Annotated in this window: 18 protein-coding genes; 4 read left to right on the top strand and 14 right to left on the bottom strand. The window is 63.8% G+C overall.

Features of this window, described 5'->3' with window-relative positions:
• Positions 1 to 5: 5 nt before the first annotated feature.
• The 3 genes from Q0949_RS17095 to Q0949_RS17085 form a co-directional block, all read right to left on the bottom strand.
• Positions 6 to 461, bottom strand: a complete 456-nt coding sequence (locus Q0949_RS17095) for a universal stress protein (protein WP_299375068.1) — start codon at positions 459 to 461, stop codon at positions 6 to 8.
• A 58-nt stretch (positions 462 to 519) separates the two neighbouring features.
• Entirely contained in the window at positions 520 to 1,380 is an 861-nt protein-coding gene (locus tag Q0949_RS17090) for a branched-chain amino acid aminotransferase (protein ID WP_299375065.1), read from the bottom strand.
• A 76-nt stretch (positions 1,381 to 1,456) separates the two neighbouring features.
• Positions 1,457 to 1,696 (bottom strand): hypothetical protein, encoded by a 240-nt coding sequence (locus Q0949_RS17085; protein ID WP_299375062.1) that lies wholly within the window; start codon positions 1,694 to 1,696, stop codon positions 1,457 to 1,459.
• A gap of 122 nt (positions 1,697 to 1,818) precedes the next feature.
• Here Q0949_RS17085 and Q0949_RS17080 point away from each other — a divergent pair, with 122 nt between their 5' ends.
• The 3 genes from Q0949_RS17080 (at position 1,819) to Q0949_RS17070 (ending at position 3,259) form a co-directional block, all read left to right on the top strand.
• The gene (locus tag Q0949_RS17080) at positions 1,819 to 2,538 is read left to right on the top strand and encodes a M48 family metallopeptidase (RefSeq protein WP_299375059.1); all 720 of its coding nucleotides are present in this window, start codon (positions 1,819 to 1,821) and stop codon (positions 2,536 to 2,538) included.
• Between the two features lie 33 nt (positions 2,539 to 2,571).
• Entirely contained in the window at positions 2,572 to 2,922 is a 351-nt protein-coding gene (locus tag Q0949_RS17075; RefSeq protein ID WP_299375056.1) for a YigZ family protein, read from the top strand.
• A gap of 73 nt (positions 2,923 to 2,995) precedes the next feature.
• Positions 2,996 to 3,259, top strand: coding sequence for a DUF6455 family protein (locus Q0949_RS17070; RefSeq protein WP_299375053.1), 264 nt, complete (start codon positions 2,996 to 2,998; stop codon positions 3,257 to 3,259).
• Here the strand turns inward: Q0949_RS17070 and Q0949_RS17065 are convergent.
• From Q0949_RS17065 to rimO, 4 genes are all read right to left on the bottom strand, one after another.
• Complete coding sequence (locus Q0949_RS17065) at positions 3,251 to 3,883, bottom strand: hemolysin III family protein (protein WP_299375050.1); 633 nt, start codon at positions 3,881 to 3,883, stop codon at positions 3,251 to 3,253. The genes Q0949_RS17070 and Q0949_RS17065 overlap by 9 nt on opposite strands.
• A gap of 47 nt (positions 3,884 to 3,930) precedes the next feature.
• Positions 3,931 to 4,311, bottom strand: a complete 381-nt coding sequence (locus Q0949_RS17060) for a thiol-disulfide oxidoreductase DCC family protein (protein ID WP_299375047.1) — start codon at positions 4,309 to 4,311, stop codon at positions 3,931 to 3,933.
• 54 nt (positions 4,312 to 4,365) lie between these two features.
• Entirely contained in the window at positions 4,366 to 4,713 is a 348-nt protein-coding gene (locus Q0949_RS17055; RefSeq protein ID WP_299375044.1) for a hypothetical protein, read from the bottom strand.
• Between the two features lie 74 nt (positions 4,714 to 4,787).
• Positions 4,788 to 6,158 carry a 30S ribosomal protein S12 methylthiotransferase RimO gene (gene rimO / locus Q0949_RS17050; protein WP_299375042.1) on the bottom strand — a complete coding sequence of 457 codons (1,371 nt, stop codon included), beginning with the start codon at positions 6,156 to 6,158 and terminating at the stop codon, positions 4,788 to 4,790.
• A 103-nt stretch (positions 6,159 to 6,261) separates the two neighbouring features.
• Between rimO and Q0949_RS17045 the strand changes: the two genes are divergently transcribed.
• A complete protein-coding gene (locus tag Q0949_RS17045; protein WP_299375039.1) occupies positions 6,262 to 8,208 on the top strand; it encodes an AsmA family protein in 1,947 nt (648 codons plus the stop codon).
• A 92-nt stretch (positions 8,209 to 8,300) separates the two neighbouring features.
• On the opposite strand, the gene Q0949_RS17040 is transcribed toward Q0949_RS17045, so the two are convergent.
• The 7 genes from Q0949_RS17040 to Q0949_RS17010 form a co-directional block, all read right to left on the bottom strand.
• Entirely contained in the window at positions 8,301 to 10,370 is a 2,070-nt protein-coding gene (locus Q0949_RS17040; protein ID WP_299375037.1) for a peptidoglycan-binding protein, read from the bottom strand.
• A 31-nt stretch (positions 10,371 to 10,401) separates the two neighbouring features.
• Positions 10,402 to 11,244 (bottom strand): hypothetical protein, encoded by an 843-nt coding sequence (locus Q0949_RS17035; protein WP_299375034.1) that lies wholly within the window; start codon positions 11,242 to 11,244, stop codon positions 10,402 to 10,404.
• A gap of 111 nt (positions 11,245 to 11,355) precedes the next feature.
• Positions 11,356 to 12,189 (bottom strand): 3-deoxy-8-phosphooctulonate synthase, encoded by an 834-nt coding sequence (gene kdsA / locus Q0949_RS17030; protein ID WP_299375031.1) that lies wholly within the window; start codon positions 12,187 to 12,189, stop codon positions 11,356 to 11,358.
• A gap of 1 nt (position 12,190) precedes the next feature.
• Positions 12,191 to 13,891 carry a capsule biosynthesis protein gene (locus Q0949_RS17025; protein ID WP_299375028.1) on the bottom strand — a complete coding sequence of 567 codons (1,701 nt, stop codon included), beginning with the start codon at positions 13,889 to 13,891 and terminating at the stop codon, positions 12,191 to 12,193.
• A complete protein-coding gene (locus tag Q0949_RS17020; protein ID WP_299375025.1) occupies positions 13,869 to 14,528 on the bottom strand; it encodes an ATP-binding cassette domain-containing protein in 660 nt (219 codons plus the stop codon). Before Q0949_RS17020 ends, Q0949_RS17025 begins: the two co-directional genes overlap by 23 nt.
• 184 nt (positions 14,529 to 14,712) lie before the next feature.
• A complete protein-coding gene (locus Q0949_RS17015) occupies positions 14,713 to 15,741 on the bottom strand; it encodes a permease (protein WP_299375022.1) in 1,029 nt (342 codons plus the stop codon).
• Complete coding sequence (locus Q0949_RS17010) at positions 15,734 to 16,072, bottom strand: metalloregulator ArsR/SmtB family transcription factor (protein ID WP_299375019.1); 339 nt, start codon at positions 16,070 to 16,072, stop codon at positions 15,734 to 15,736. The genes Q0949_RS17015 and Q0949_RS17010 overlap by 8 nt, the downstream gene beginning before the upstream one ends.
• Positions 16,073 to 16,186: the final 114 nt, after the last annotated feature.

Raw genomic sequence — 16,186 nt, 5'->3', positions numbered from 1 at the left:
GCGCCTCAGGTGATCGCCTCGAGCTTTTCCTTGCTCAGATCGCCGGGCACGATGGTGATGGGGATCGGCAGGTTCCCGGCATTGCGCGTCAGTTGCGTGACCAGCGGGCCGGGGCCTTTCTTGTCGGTGCCGGCCCCAAGGACAAGCACACCGATTTCGGGGTCGTCATGCACCTGCGCCATGATCTCGTCGACGGGCTGCCCCTCGCGGATCACCAATTCGGGGTCGATGCCCTGTTTGTCGCGCATCCATTTGGCAAAGACCTCGAAATGCGCGTGAATGCGCTCGCGCGCCTCTTCGCGCATGACATTGCCGACACCGATCCAGTGATTGAACTCATCGGGCGGGATCACCGAAAGGACTTCGACCCCGCCGCCCGTATGGGCCGCCCGCATCGCGGCAAAGCGCATTGCGTTCAGACACTCCTGACTGTCATCCAGTACGACCAGAAACTTGCGCATGGGATCTCCTCTTTGCGCAGACCATGACCCAAGCCACAGGTCCGCGCAACCCGGATGCTCAGGCCGTCGCGGCCCAGTCCCAGTACATCTCTCGTACGCGCCGGGTCACCGGACCGACCTGATACTGCGTGTCCTCAAAGGCGGTGACGGGCGTGACCTTCATCATGTTGCCGGACAGGAATACCTCGTCCGCATCGGCGAAATCTGTAAAGGACAGCACCGTTTCGTGCACATCCATGCCGTCATTGCGCATGTTCTGCATGTGCCGCGACCGGGTGATGCCCGCAAGAAACGTGCCGTTCGGGATCGGCGTGAACACCGCACCATCCTTGACCATGAACACGTTGGCGGTCGCGCTCTCGGCAACATTGCCCATCGCATCGGCCACCAGCGCGTTTCCAAAGCCGCGCGACCGAACGTCGGCGAGCATACGGGCGTTGTTGGGATACAGGCACCCGGCCTTGGCGTTGACCACGTTGTCCTCCAGCACGGGGCGGCGGAACTGCGTGCGGCCCAACGTCGTTGAGGCGCCGGGATCCGCCATCGGCACAGCTTCGAGGCAAATGGCGAACCCGGTCGAATTGGACTGCGGCACAATCCCCGACGGATCGCCGTCGAGACCCCAGTACATCGGGCGAATATAGACGGCGTCGTTGGGGCCATAGGCCTTGAGGCCCTCGGTCACCGCGTCCACGATATCTTCCGCAGCCATGGTCGGGGTCAGCATCAGCGCCTCGGCCGACCGATTGACCCGCGCGCAATGCAGGGCCAGATCGGGCGCGCGCCCGTCAAAAAACCGCGCCCCGTCGAACACGGTGCTTCCGACCCAGCTGCCGTGATCGGCCGCGCGCATGATCGCCACGTCCTCGTCGTGCCATGCGCCCTTGTAAAACGTGCGAATCTTGCTGCCGATGGCCATGTCGTGATCCTCCCTTGCGCCGACACGCTATCAGAGACAGGTCATAGGTCCAGACCTATCGCGCCCTTCCAGCACTTCAGGGCGCGTCTTTTTGCAACTGGTACGCGCCTTCGGGCAGGTCCAGCGCGGCCGCCAGGTCACGCACCTGCTCGGGCGACAGGCTGATCCGCGTGACGGTGTCCGTACGCGGATCGAACTGTTCGATGGTGATCACCTCGGCAAAGCTGTTGACGATCACATCCTCCTGCAACGGGGCCTGCCCTTCGTCGACAAGGGTGATCACGGTGGCGTCGAATTCGTGTTCAATAGTAAACATGCGCCAAGGCTAGGCCATCGGCAGAGCCTTGCAAAGGGGAACACATCCGGTTGATCGGGGCTGGATGCGCCTTATTTCGATGCTATGCTGTGCGACGCTGACTGAAGAAAAGGAAATCGCCGATGACCCGTTGGATTGCGGCCCTTGCCCTGGCACTTCTCGCCGCGGCCTGTGACGAAACGGTGACGACGGCCTCCGCGCCCTCCGGCCCGACCGTCGCGCCCAAACAGGTGCCGGATCAACTGCGCTCTGGCGATCAGACCGCGCGGGCCTTTGCCGATGTCGTGCGCCGTGTCGAACCGGTGGCCGAACGGGAATGCCGTGCGCGCACCAATGGTGTGAACTGCGATTTCAAGATCCTCGTGGACGACCGCCGCGGCCAGCCGCCCAATGCTTTCCAGACACTGGACGATGATGGCCGCCCAATCATCGTGTTCACGCTTGCCTTGCTGGACGAGGCCCGCAACACGGACGAGATTGCCTTTGTCATGGGGCACGAAGCGGCGCACCACGTACGCGGGCACATCGCGCGTCAGCGGCAGAACGCAGCGGCGGGTGCCGTGATTTTTGGTGGGCTGGCGACTTTGACCGGCGGAGACCCAAGCGCGGTTCAGTCGGCGCAACGCATCGGGGCACAGGTCGGCGCACGCACCTATTCCAAGGATTTCGAGCTTGAAGCCGACGCGCTTGGCACGGTGATCACGGCGCGGGCGGGCTATGACCCGGTGGCGGGGGCCGAGTTCTTCAACCGCATCCCCGATCCCGGCGACCGCTTCCTTGGCACCCACCCCCCCAACGCCCAGCGGATCGAAACCGTGCGGCGCACGGCGGCGGGGCTCTGACATCGGCGCGGGGTGTCCGCGCGATGACCTGACATGAAACAGCTGGGCCAAATACTGACCGACAAAGGGTCGAAATACGCTGTGTCTGGCTGCCCGGTGTCCAGCCGGGCCGAGATCGACGCCGCCCTCGCCGCACTGAAAAAGGATCGCGCCTACGCCAAGGCGACGCACAATACATGGGGCTGTGACCTCAGCAAGGGCGGACCGATCAAGGGCGATGACGGCGAAAGCGGCGCGGGCATGGTGATCCTGCGGATGCTGATGCGCGATGCGGTGCAGGATCATCTGATCGTTGTGACCCGCTGGTATGGTGGCAAACATCTGGGCGGGGACCGCTTTCGTCATGTGCAAACCTGCGTTCGGGTCTATCTCGACACGCTTTGATCTGGGTCAAGGATCGGTGCATCGGATCTGGCAGGCTCTTGGGGATGACCCCCTATTGCAAAGGATCCTGCCCATGACGACTTCTGCACGCCTGAAACGCCACGCGGCCCTCGTGGACCGGATGGCCGCCGCCCGCGGGATCGACCTCCAGGAAACGGCGCTGCGCGGCGGCTTGCGCCCCTCCGACCTGTCCGATCTGGTGCTGCGCTGTGCGGGATGTACCCAGACGGCGCATTGCGAGGACTGGCTGACGCATCAAATGGGCACAGTTTCTGAAACGCCGCACTATTGCCGCAACGCCCGCGCGTTTCGGGCGCTGGCCAAGGGCTCAGACTGAGACACCCAGCGCCACCGCCCCGAAAAAGCAGATCGAGGCCGCCAGCACAAAGCTGTGCCAGATCGCGTTCTGGAACCGCAACGCCTTCATCGCGTCGAAAATCGTGCCCAGCGAATAAAGCCCGCCGCCAATGGCCACCAAAGCGATGGTTCCGCCCGGCAGGTGTTGCCACATCGGCCAGATCAGCAGCACGCTGGCCCAGCCGAGTGCGAGGTAAAGCGCGAGGGATCCTCGCGCATCCGTGGCCCAAAAGCTCATCTTGGCCACAGCACCCGCCAGCGCCACCAGCCACACGGCCGCCAGCACCACATAGGCAAAGGCCGACCCGATCAGCACGACAAGCGGCGTGTAGGTGCCCGCGATCTTGAGGTAGATGGCGGCGTGATCCATCCGGTGAAAGAACGGGCGCGTCCGGTCCCATGGCAGCAGGTGATAGAGCGCCGACGCCACCAGTGACGCGGCCATGAACACCGCATAGATGCTGGTCGCCGCGATCTGCGGCGCGCCGTGGTGCTGCGCCACGTGCAACACGAGGAACCCGCCCCCCAACACGGCAAGGCTCACGCCAACTAAATGGACCGACGCATCGGCAAGGGTCTCGGGAACGGAATAGGGATAGGCCATGGCACCAGCCTGACGGTCATTGCCGCGTCAGTCTAGGGCACAAACCGTCACGAAACCGTTGACGTTGCGCGAAGCCTGCGCAGGTGCCAGCGGTAAATCAACGGCGCCAGCACGTGGTCATAGACCTTGGCCGCCAGCCAATGCACCCCCGGCACCGACACCAGCCGCGCCAGCCAGCGATAACGCGGCATATCGCGCCACAACACGATAAACGCGGGAATGCCCGAATACATCTGCCCGTCCTTCAGGACATAGAGCCGCCGCGCGGCTGCATCCCGGCTCAGCCCCCAGTCGTCCATCTCGGCTGCGTTCAGGTCTTCGAACCGGATGGGCAGGCCCGTCCGGTCACTATACGCGGCATAGTGGTCGATCTCGAAACTGCACACAGGGCAGTTGGCATTGTACAGAACGCGGGTGTCATCACTCATACACCCAACATAATCCCCGCCCGCACAAGCGCGAAGGGGCAAAGCGCCGCAGCGTCAGCGCGGCTTGTTCCCGTCGATCCAGCGCGACATCAACCCCTTGTCCTTAAAACACTCTGCCGGGATCTCGCGCCGCTTCAGCCGCGCAATCCGCTCGGCAAACTGCACCTGCTTGGCACTGGGATAGGCGGCAAACGGGCCCTCGGGCGTCTTGGGTCGCGCCCCGTCAATCCACGCGGACAACCCCGCCCGATCCGTCAACAGCGCCGCAGGCAATGGCCGCCCCGTCCGCGCCGCCAGCGACCGGGCAAAGGCAATCTGCTTCTCCGTCGCCGGCTGCACATCCAGCGGCAGCGCGGCTTGCACAGGCTCAAACAGACCAGGAAGCGTGGGATGTATGGACATGAGCGTTCTCCTATCGTGGAGAACAAATATAGAACATTTATCTCAAATTGCAACATCCACGCAAAATCGCGGGTTTAAACCAGCTTGCCCCACAGGTCGTAATCGCCCGCCTCGTCCACCTCGACCGTGACGATGTCGCCGGGCGTCAGATGGGCGAATCCTTTGTCGATGAACAGGTTGCCGTCGATCTCGGGCGCATCGGCCTTGGTCCGGCAGGTGGCGGCCTCGTCGTCGACCTCGTCCACAATTACCTGGATGCGCTGGCCAACCTTGGCCGCCAGCTTGGCCTCGGAAATGGCCGCGGCCTTTTCCATGAACCGCTCCCACCGCTCCTGCTTGACCTCAGAGGCCACATGATCGGGCAACGCGTTCGACCGCGCGCCATCGACGTTTTCGTATTGAAAACAACCCACGCGGTCCAACTGCGCCTCGTCCATCCAATCCAACAGGGTCTGGAACTCCGCCTCTGTCTCGCCGGGATAGCCGACAATGAATGTCGAGCGCAGCGTGATGTCCGGGCAGATGCCGCGCCACTCTGCAATCCGGTCCAACGTCCGTTCAGCCGCCGCCGGGCGCGCCATACGCCGCAATGTGTCGGTGTGCGCATGCTGGAACGGGATGTCGAGATAGGGCAGCACCAGACCTTCCGCCATCAGCGGGATCAACTCGCGCACATGCGGATAGGGGTAGACATAGTGCAGGCGCACCCAAGCCCCCAAAGACCCAAGGTCACGCGCCAGATCGGTGATATGCGCGCGGTGCCTGCGATCCTCCGCGTGTTTGATGTCGACGCCGTAAGCCGAGGTGTCCTGCGAAATCACCAGCAACTCGCGCACGCCCGCCTCGACCAGCTTTTCCGCCTCGCGCACTACCGCATGGGCGGGCCGCGACGCCAGCCGCCCGCGCATGTCCGGGATGATGCAGAACTTGCACTTGTGATTGCAGCCTTCGGAAATCTTCAGATAGCTGAAGTGCCGGGGCGTCAGCGATACGCCGCTGGCGGGCAGCAGATCAATGAACGGGTCCGGGTCCGGGGGCACGGCGGCATGCACCGCATCCAGCACCTGTTCGTATTGATGCGGGCCAGTGACGGCCAGCACGCGTGGGTGCGCGCCGGTGATGTAGTCGGGCTCGGCCCCCAGACACCCCGTCACGATCACCCGCCCGTTTTCGGTCAATGCTTCACCAATGGCATCAAGGCTCTCGGCCTTGGCGCTGTCCAGAAACCCGCAGGTGTTCACGATCACCGCATCCGCACCGCTGTAATCGGGCGACACGCCGTACCCTTCGGCGCGCAGGCGCGTCAGGATACGTTCGCTGTCCACCAGCGCCTTGGGACAGCCAAGGCTGACCATGCCGATGGTCGGCTGTCCGGGGCGGCGCGTGCCGTCCATTTTGGCGGCAGGGGCGAGGTCGGGGCGCAGGTTTGGCGGGTTTGTGCTCATGACTTGCCTCATAAGTGAAATTGCGCGCCGGGAAAAGGCTTGGGGGCCGCGCCCGCGCTGCGTTAGGCTGGTCGCAACGCGTCATCAGAACGGAGCAGCCCCAATGAAATGGATTCTACGCCTGATCGGCCTTGTCGTTGTGCTTGTCCTTGTCGCGGTTGTGTCGGTGTTCTTTCTGCCCGCCGACCGCATCGGCGCGCTGGCCGCCGACCAGATCCGCAAGGCCACGGGGCGTGACGTCTCCATCTCGGGCGTGTCCATGACGCTTTGGCCGGTGCTGGGGGTCAGCGCGGATGGGCTCGAGGTCGGCAATGCCGACTGGTCCGATCAGGGGCCGATGCTCACGGCGGAAAACGCGGCGATCGGTGTGGACGCCATGGCGCTCTTGTCGGGGGAGATCCGCATCACCAACATTGCCGCCACGCGGCCCACGATCCGACTGGAAAGCCGCGCGGACGGGCGCGCAAGCTGGGTCTTTACCGATGCCAGCGGCGCGGCGCAGATTGAGACCGAAGTGGCCCCGGACCGCACACCGCAGGCGGTGTCCATCGAAACGCTGCGGGTGACGGATGCCACGCTGATCTATGATGCCGAAGGGGCGGACCTGGTGTCCTATTCGGGTGTGGACCTGGCGCTCGACTGGCCGGAACGGTTGGGGCCTGCGGATATCCGGGCCACGTTGCGCCCCGCGGGCAGCGCGGTCGAGGTCGAGGCCCGCATCGACCAATTTGCCGGGTTCATCGCCGGACAGGTCCAGCCGGTGGACGCCACGATCCGTGCAGGCGGCGGGCGTCTGAACCTGGCCGGACGGGCCAGCACGGCGGGCGATGTGGCGGGGTTGCTGACGCTGGATATACCACAGACGGATGCCTTCATGGCGGCGTTGGGGTTGCCCGCGCCGGGCCTGCCGCCGCGGCTTGGGCAGTCGGTCGATATGCGCACGGAGTTGACGCTCACTGCGGATCGTCGCCTGTCCCTGCGGGATCTGCGCGCGGATCTGGATGGGAACGTGATAAGCGGTGCAGCGGATATCGGGCTGAACGGTACACCGCAGGTCAACGCCCAGCTGAACGCAGGCGCGCTGGATCTGCGCAGTGCGACGGGCGGCGGGTCAGAGGCCAGCGCAGGCTCTGCTGCCCCGGCGGGCAGCGGTTGGCCCACGGACCGGATCGATGCCAGCGGGCTCAGCGCCTTTGACGGCGAGATTGCCCTGACCGCCAGCAGCATCGACTTGGGCCAGTTCAAATTGGGCCAGACCCGGACCCTGTTGCGGAACGAACGCAGCCGTATGGTGTTCGAACTGCGTGAGATCGCTGCCTATGGTGGGACGGTGACGGGGCAATTCGTGCTCAACAATCGCTCGGGTCTGTCTGTGGGTGGCAAGATGAACCTCGCTGCGATTGACATGCAGGCTGTGCTGACGGACGCGGCCGGGATTGACCGCCTGACCGGCCGGGCTGATGGCGCGATGTCCTTTCTGGGTGTGGGGCAAAGCGTTGACGCGATCATGAAGTCGCTGTCGGGCGACGGGTCGATCCTGTTCGGGCAGGGGACCATTCTTGGCTTTGACCTGGACCGCTTGATGCGGTCTGGACAGGTGGGAGGTGGGACAACCGTCTTTGATAGCCTAGGCGCAAACTGGGCGATTGCGGATGGGGTGTTGCGCAACGAGGATCTGTTGCTGAAGCTCAAGAACTACGAGGCTCGTGGCGCGGGGCAGGTGGGGCTTGGATTGCAGACCATCGACTATACCTTCACGCCGGTGGCGTTGCGGGCGAACGAGGGCACGGGCCTTGCGATCCCGGTGCGGGTGGTGGGGCCTTGGGCCAGCCCGCGCATCCGTCCGGATCTGGAGGCCGCGATTGACCTGAACCTCGACAAGAAGATCGAGGCGGAGAAGGCGCGGGTCGAGGCCAAGGCCAAGGAGGCGCTGCGCAGCAAGGTGGCGGATGAGTTGGGTGTTGCTGACACCGGGCAAGACCTTGAAGACGCGGCCAAGCAGAAGCTGGAAGACAAGGTCAAGAAGGGGTTGCGGAGCCTTTTTGACTGATCTGTCCCCGCGGGGACAGGGGGTTTGGGTTGTCGGGTGGCTCTGTTTGACCTTGCGGTCAAAGGCGCCCACCCGCCGACCCTTGGGCACCTCTAGCCAAAGCGTCCGTTTTTCATACCCAGCTCGAGTTTGAGCTGGACCTTGCCTGCGGCTTCGGCCTTGGTGATCTTGCCGTTCTTGTTCTTGTCGAGGCCCTTGTTCTGGTCGTAGGCGCGTGTGCCTTGGGCAAAGAGGACGTGGCTGTCGAGTTTGCCCACAGCGCTGGGGAGCAGCACGGCCATGTAGACATCGCTGAGGGCGGGCATGGCGCGGCTGCCTACGACGCTTTTGAAATGCGCCTCGACAAAATCGAGTTGGTCGATGGCGTCCATTTGGGCCAGCTTGGCCGTTGTAGTGCCGAGGCCTTTGGCCGTTTTGGGCATGAACTGGATCAGGCCCGTTGCCCCGCTGCCCGCAGCATTCTTGACGTCGGAGGAGAATTTCTCGCCCGTCTCGAAGGCCATGACCGCCATGAGGTGGTTGGGATCGCATTTCAGGCGGCCCGCGATGGCGATGACCTTGTCATTGAAGGCCTGCCCGTGTTTCTCGCGGGTGACAGCCCCGAAGGCCAGTTCGGTGCCCGGAGTTGCCACGGGCGGGATCGCGCCGGGAAACAGCGCGCCCAGATCGGCATTTGTCTCGCTGGTGGGTGCTCCGGATGGACCCGTATGGCCCGGACCACCGGCGATCGCATCGTCGTAGTCAAAGAGCGGCAGGATCAGGTCCAGTTTCGCGGCCGTGCCGGGGCCGACGACGCCGTCATCACCGCTGGGCCCGAATACGCGGGTCTGGAAATCGGTCACCGCGACAAAGGTGCCGGGGCCGAAATCGCCGTCGATCTTGAGATGCGCGCCGTTGCGGTTCAGTGCCTTTTGCAGCTCTTCCACCAGCGGACCGAAGGAGCCGAACCTGAGGATGACGGTCTTGCCCGCGCAGTGGGTGCGGATCATCATCTGGGCCTCTTCGGCGCCAAAGAGGACGTATTGGGTTTCCTTCTGTTTGCCGAGCGCGTCCATGAACGGATCGATGAAGGCCTTGTAAGGGCCAACCTCGGAGCCGGGCACGCCTTTTTTCAAAGTGCCTGCGATGGTCTGGCAGCCTGCGGAGGAAAACCGCGCGTCGGCTGGATTGCCATCGACACCCATGTGGAAGGCACAGTGGATGTTGTCACCGGCAATGCGCCCGACCTCCCACCGGTCGGAAAGGTCAAAGTCGGTATCATCGCCAGTGCGCTGAATGGTGATCGCGCATTCCTGACGCAGGGCCCAGTGGCCGTTTGGCCCTTCGCTGCGCTTGTGCCAGCCTGCCACGTAGCGGCTGTAGCGGCCGCGGCCCATCTGGTTCACGCCCACGCCGTTGGCCGCGCGCTTTGCGGCCACAACGGCCCCGTATGGAACGGTCGAGCCGGGGAAGAGCGCGAGGCCGCTGCCGGGATGCCAGTGACCGATGGTGCATTTCATCACCTGATAGTCGACCGGGGTCATGACGATCTCGTGTCCGACACCGACACCGGTGCCCGAGAAGTCGACCGGGCGACAGCCGCGCAGGCCGAACACGGTGATTCGGCTGTTGTCGATGGGAAAGAGCGAGCGGCGCCAGAGGGCGATCATATGCGCATCCGTCAGCACCAGCCCGCCACTGGCGTTGACTGGGGCAGGCGCAGGAGCGGGCGTGGTGGCGACAGGTGCGGGTGCAGGCGCCGGTGTGGCGGCGACGGGGGCGGGTGTATCTGTCGGTGCAGGTGCGGCGGGTTGCGGCGCTGGCGCGGCCACGACGGGTGTGTCGCGGGTCGTGACGGCGACAGGGGGGGCGGAGACCTCCTCTTCGGAGGTTTGGGCGAAGATGTCCTGGATCTGTTGCTTGATCCGCGACAGCGGCCCGCCAGCGAGGTTGTCGAGATTGGCCTGATGGCCGTCGATGCGGGCGCGGATCTTGGTCATTTCGGTGGCCAGTTGGGCCAGACCGATCATGGCGGCATCGATACGCAATTCGTCGATGTCCTTGGCGATCCCTTCGAGGCGTTGCATTTCGGCAGTGTCGCCCGCCGCCTTGGCCGTGGACCAAGGCCCTTCAAGGGCGCGGCGCATGGTGAGCAGCTGCTGTTTCATCTGGTTCAGGTCCATGGTGTCCCTCCCGAAGACGATATGGTTGGTGTCAGTTGCGGGCGGCCTTGATGGCGCCGGCGAGGATTTCCAGTTCGACAGAGGCGTCGATCAAGGCCGTCAGATCCGGGTTGCCCGATTGCGTGGCCACAGCCACGACGGCCTGATCCATGGCGAGGATCGATTGATCGATCAGGATCACCCACCCGGCCATCAGGGCGCGAAACTCTTCGAGCCGGACAAGGTTGTCGCCGCTGACGCCGTCACTGCCGCCCAGCCCGCCAAGGGTCGTGCGCGACAGTTGTACCACGTCGAACATGGCGGGGGTGCCTGCGCGCAGGGTCTGCAACAGGGCCTTCATGTCGGGATGTCCTGCCACCAGCTGTTCGCGAAAGTCGATACGGTTTTGTGCCCGTTCGATGACTTCGAGGATCGTGATGGCCTTGCCGATCCCACCGGACAGGGTGCCGACAAAGGCGGTGTCGACCCCGGTGGCGCCGCCCAGTGCGGTCAGCGAAGATTTGAGCGCGGAGTTGGCCGAGCTTAGCTCTCCGCGCACGGCGGCGGCGGCCTCGCCGGTGGCGAGACCAGAGAGCGCGTCGTTGTAGTCCTTGAGGGCCGTGAGGCTGGCGCGGATCGCGCCGGTCAGGGGGGGATCGCCGACCTTGACGTAATACTTGGCCTCGTCCGGATCAAAAGCGCGCACGCCGCTTTGGCGGCTGAATTGCTGGTCGACCAGCGCGCGTTCGGCGCGCGCGACCTCGTCCAGAACCTTTTCGCCCTCGACATATTGTGTCTCGAACGCCTGCCGGTAGGTCGCAAATTCCGCGGCCCCGAAGGCGCAGGCAGAGAGCACACCCATAGCCAGGATGAGGGGGGCCAAAAGTCGTCGCATGATCAAATCCGTCAAAATACATCTGTGCACCGCGGGGGTGCGCAATCGATTCAATCGTACGTTGACGTATTTTCAAAAACAAGGTGGGGGAACCCTTACCCCCGGTTGCGCCTATATTTGCACGGGTCGCGCCTTGGCCAGCGCGTCGAATTGCATGAGCGTTTCGATGAGCGCGGGCATCTGATCGAGGTAGATCATGTTTGGCCCGTCCGACGGGGCAGTGTCCGGGTCGGGGTGGGTTTCGATGAACACGGCGGCGGTGCCGATGGCCACGGCGGCGCGCGCCATGACGGGGGCAAACTCGCGCTGCCCGCCAGATGATCCGCCCTTGCCGCCCGGTTGCTGCACCGAGTGGGTGGCATCCATCACCACGGGGTACCCGGTTTGCGCCATTTGCGGGATCGACCGCATGTCGGCCACCAGCGTGTTGTAGCCAAAGGAGGTGCCGCGTTCGGTCAGCAGGATACGGGTATTGCCGGTGCTTTCGACCTTGGTGACGATATTGCCCATCTCCCACGGTGCGAGGAACTGGCCCTTCTTGATGTTCACCACCGCGCCGGTTTCACCTGCGGCGAGCAGCATGTCGGTCTGGCGGCAGAGGAAGGCGGGGATTTGCAGCACGTCGACGACCTCGGCCGCGATCGCGCATTGCGCCTCGTTGTGGACATCGGTGAGGACGGGCACGCCGACGCTTTGCTTGATGGTTTGCAGGGCCTTGAGGCCCTCATCCAGCCCCAGGCCGCGCCCGCCGCCCAGCGAGGTGCGGTTGGCCTTGTCGTAGCTGGCCTTGAAGATGTATTGCGCGCCCGCGGCTTCGCAGGCCTCCTTCATCTGGCCCGCGATGTCCTGGCCCATGCCGACACCTTCGAGGGCACAAGGGCCCGCGATCACCGTCAGGGGGCGGTCATTGCCGATGGTCAGGTCGGCGATAGAGACGTGTTTCATGTTAGCTGGTCACCTGTTCTCTGAGGATCGACGCGGTGAGCGAGATCATCAGGTAGATGCCTGCAAATACGAGGAAAGCCAAGATCGTGTTCTCGAATGCGCGGGGATAGGACGGCTCCTGGCTTTCGATGGGTTCAACCGCAACCGTCAGGTAGCGCACCTGCCGCGAGGCTTCGACGCGGGCCTGTTCCATCTGTTGCAGCGCCGATTGCAGCATCATGTCGCGCGCAGCCAGGTCGGCCTGGGCGATCTGGATGCGGGCGGCCAGCTCGGCGAGGGAGTTTTCGCCCTTGGACACGTCGGTCATCTTGTTGTTGAGAATGGCCAGCTGGTCTTCGAGGATTTGCAGCGTGCCGCGCGCGCCATCCACGCGCGACTGGTTGGGACGCGCGTTGTTGAGCAGGCTTTGCAGTTCGATCCGTTTTTCGATGATCTGCGTCTCGAGCTGTCCGATCTGTGTCCGCAAGGATGCAATGACGCCCTCGGGGTCGAGGGTCGATCCCTCGATCTGAAGACGTACGAGATCCTCTTGTGCCGCGCGCCGTTCACCTTCGGCGCGTTCGAACCCTTCGCGGGCGTCGCGCATCTGGTCGTCGCGTTTCTGGGCGGACAGGTTGTTCACCCGCTCTTCGGCATAGTCGATCAGCTGGCGCGAGAACTCGGCGGAAACTTGCGGATCGGCGGCGGCGACCTCCATGCGGATCATGCCTTCGGTCGGGTCATAGCCGATTTTGACATTCTTTTTATAGACCTTGTAGGCCTCTTCGTTGGTGGGCTCTTCGCTCAGCCGCTGGATCGGATCGATCCAGCCCTGGGTAAAGTGCGACTTGAAACCGACATCCCGGTCCAACCTGAGCATCGCGTCCTTGGATTGCAAAAAGCCCTGCACCGCGATGCTGTCGGCGTTGGTGGCGAATTGCGTCGGCAAGAGGCCACCCAGCGGACCGGCACCGCCTGATCCCTCGTTCTGGATGATCAGGAATTCGGATTTGGTCGCGTACATCGGTGTGGCGATGCTGTAGAAGTAGTAGCCCGCAAGGAACGTGGGCAGCATCACAAAGAACGCGAGCCGCACCAGCAAAAGGCCGGTTTTCTTGCGGCGACGGCGGCCGATATCGCGCTGGATGTTGCGGATTTCGGCAGCGCGGCGTTCGGCGGGGCTGACTTCGGTAGAGGGCAGCTGCTGTTTCTTGACGGGCACGGTCTGGGGCAGTTGCACCTTGCCCTGTTGCGCGCCTGCGCCACCCGTGGTGGCGGGCAGGCTGGCGAAGGCGTCCGGTGCGCCGCCCTCGTGCTGTTCGGCCCCGGCCTGCGGCACGACAAGCTCGAGCATGTTCGAGCGCTGGAACGGGTCAATCCCCTTGTCCCGCAACAGGCGCACCGCATCGAAATCCGATGTGGCGGGCAGGTTGTGTTTCTGGGCCACGCGGCGTGCCATGCGCAATTGGCGGCCTGTCAGCCCCTCCTGGCGGATGGCGTCGATGGTGTTCTCGCCCGCGACCTGACCGGCCGAGGCGACTTCGCCCGTTTGCGCCTGTGGGCGGGGGGGCTGCGGCGCCTGTGCTGCGGGTTGCGGAGCGGGGGCGGCGGGACGCGGCGCAGGCGCCGGTTGCTGGTCTTGGGTCTGGGCCGCTGCTGCGCTGCCCAGGCTGGGTGCCGACCGCTTGATGCGGAATTTTCTAGCTTTGGGTTTCGTAGTCATAGAGCCGTTTCGCCTCTTCCAGCGTGTCGAACATGTGCAGTTTGCCATCCAGAAGGACCGCCGCGGAGCGCGCGAATTTTTCGAGCGTCTGCGCCTGATGTGACACGATGATGATTGTGGTCGTGCGCAGACGTTCCTGCAACACTTCGCCTGCTTTTCGATTGAAGTCGACATCCGTGGAGGACGGCATGCCTTCGTCGATCAGGTAGATGTCAAAGTCGAGGGCCAGCATCAGCGCAAAGGAAAACCGCGCCCGCATGCCCGAGGAGTAGGTGCCGATGGGTTGGTCGAAATATTCGCCCAGATTGCAGAGCCAGCGGCAGAAGCTTTCGACATAATCGGGGTCGAGCCCGTAGAGCCGCGCGATATAGCGCGAGTTTTCATGTGCGGAGATTTTCGGGATCACCCCGCCCATGAACCCCAGCGGGAACGAGATGTTGCACATGCGGCGGATTTCGCCCTCGTCCGGTTTTTCGAGGCCCGCCATCATGTTGATCAACGTCGTCTTGCCGGTGCCATTGGGCGCCAGCACGCCGAAGGAATGGCCCAATTCCACCCGGAAAGACACACGGTCAAGGATCACCTTGCGCTGTGTGCCTGTCCAGAAGGACTTGGATACGTTTTCGAACTCTAGCATCCCGTTGCTCCGCGGATTGCCTTCCATGATCCCCTGATAACAGGTGGGGTGCCTGTGCCCTCCTTAACAGAGGTGTCTTAATGGTCTAGTCACCGACTTGGGCAACATTATGTCCAAGTCGGTGACAAATGTACAGGATTGCTGGTGTATTGTTGCGCGAGCGGAGACTGTCGCCCGCGCACGTTCAGGTGAGCATTTGCCACGTGATGCCCGCCAGAACCGACCCGGCGAGGGCAAAGCCGAGATAGGCGGCAAAGACACGCGGTTTGACCAGTGCCCAGACCGCGATGGCGGCGGGGATGCAGCTGACGCCGCCGGCAAGCATGAACGACATTGCGGCCCCGTTCGACATGCCCTGATCCAGCAGTTCTGCAACCAGGGGTGCCGCGGCATAGCCATTCAGGTAGGCGGGCATGCCCACCAACGCCCCGAGGATCACAGTGCCGATGCCCGTGCCGCCCAGCACCGTGGCGATCAGGTCGGCGGGCATGTAGTGCACCATCACCGCCTCGATCACATAGGCCAGTGTCAGCCATTTCAGCAGGAAAACGGCGTTTTCGAGGGCTGTGCTGCGGAACGTGTCGCGGCGCGGGGCCTGCGTCCAGAAGCGCCAGACCGGTGTGGCGGAGAAGGGTTGTTTGACGCCGCAGCATCCGCTGACGCTGGGTTTCTCGCGCAAGGGGTCGGCAAAGACCGGGGTGCCCGCCAGCATCAGCGTGCCAAATCCGCCCAACATCCCGAGCGCTACGGCGGCCACGGTCTTGGCCAGCGCAAATTCGAGGCTGATGGCGCCGGTGGTGATGGCGAACATTGCGGGATCCATCAGCGGTGAGGCGAGCCAGAAGGCCATCACGGCCCCCAGCGGTGCGCCCACGGCCAGCAGGGCGGCGATGAAGGGGATCACTTCGCAGGAACAAAAAGGTGATAGCCCGCCCAGAAGGGCCGCCATGACGATCATGCGGGCGGGATTGCCCTCGAACGCCTTGGCCAGCAGGTTTTCGGCCCCTGTCGCCTTGAGGTACGCCACGGCCAGCACGGCAAAGGCGATAAAGGGTGCAGTGCCCAGCAGAGCGGAGGCGGCAAACTGGACGGTTGGCCAGAGTTGCGCTGGGTCCAGAATTGCGACGATCAGCAGAACGGACGCTGACGCGATCCATGCGCCGTCGAGGTATTTGCGCCACTCTTGCGGCGTTTGGGTCGTGGTATCAGCCATGGTCATGATCCGTGTTGGGGCTGTCGGCGCAGCATTCGGTGAGCAGGAAAGTCGACAGGCTGGTCACCTCGTCAAAGGCAACTGCCGCGCAGATGATCGAGCGCCCCTGCCGGGCCTGGGTGACGAGGCCGGCGGTGGTGAGGATTTTCATGTGATGCGTCAGGGTGGAGCCGGTCACGCCGGTACGCGTGCCCAGCTCTCCGATGCTGAGCCCGTCGGGCCCGGCCCGGACAAGCGTGCGCAGGACGGAGAGGCGTTGTTCGGAACCGAGGGCTGCAAAGGCGGCGGCGGCGCGGGTGAGGTCGAGGGTGGGGGCGTCATTCAATTTCATGATTCTAGAAATATTGAAATGAACGGTTTCTCGCAAGCTTTATTTCGAAAAAGTTCGAAACGTCCTGATCTCAGGCGAAGGATGTGATTTGCCTGTGCTGCGCCAATGCCTATT

The sequence above is a fragment of the uncultured Tateyamaria sp. genome, from assembly GCF_947487805.1.
Classification (GTDB): Bacteria; Pseudomonadota; Alphaproteobacteria; order Rhodobacterales; family Rhodobacteraceae; genus Tateyamaria.
Note: the sequence above shows the minus strand (reverse complement) of the source record. Positions and strands in the feature narration are given on the sequence as shown.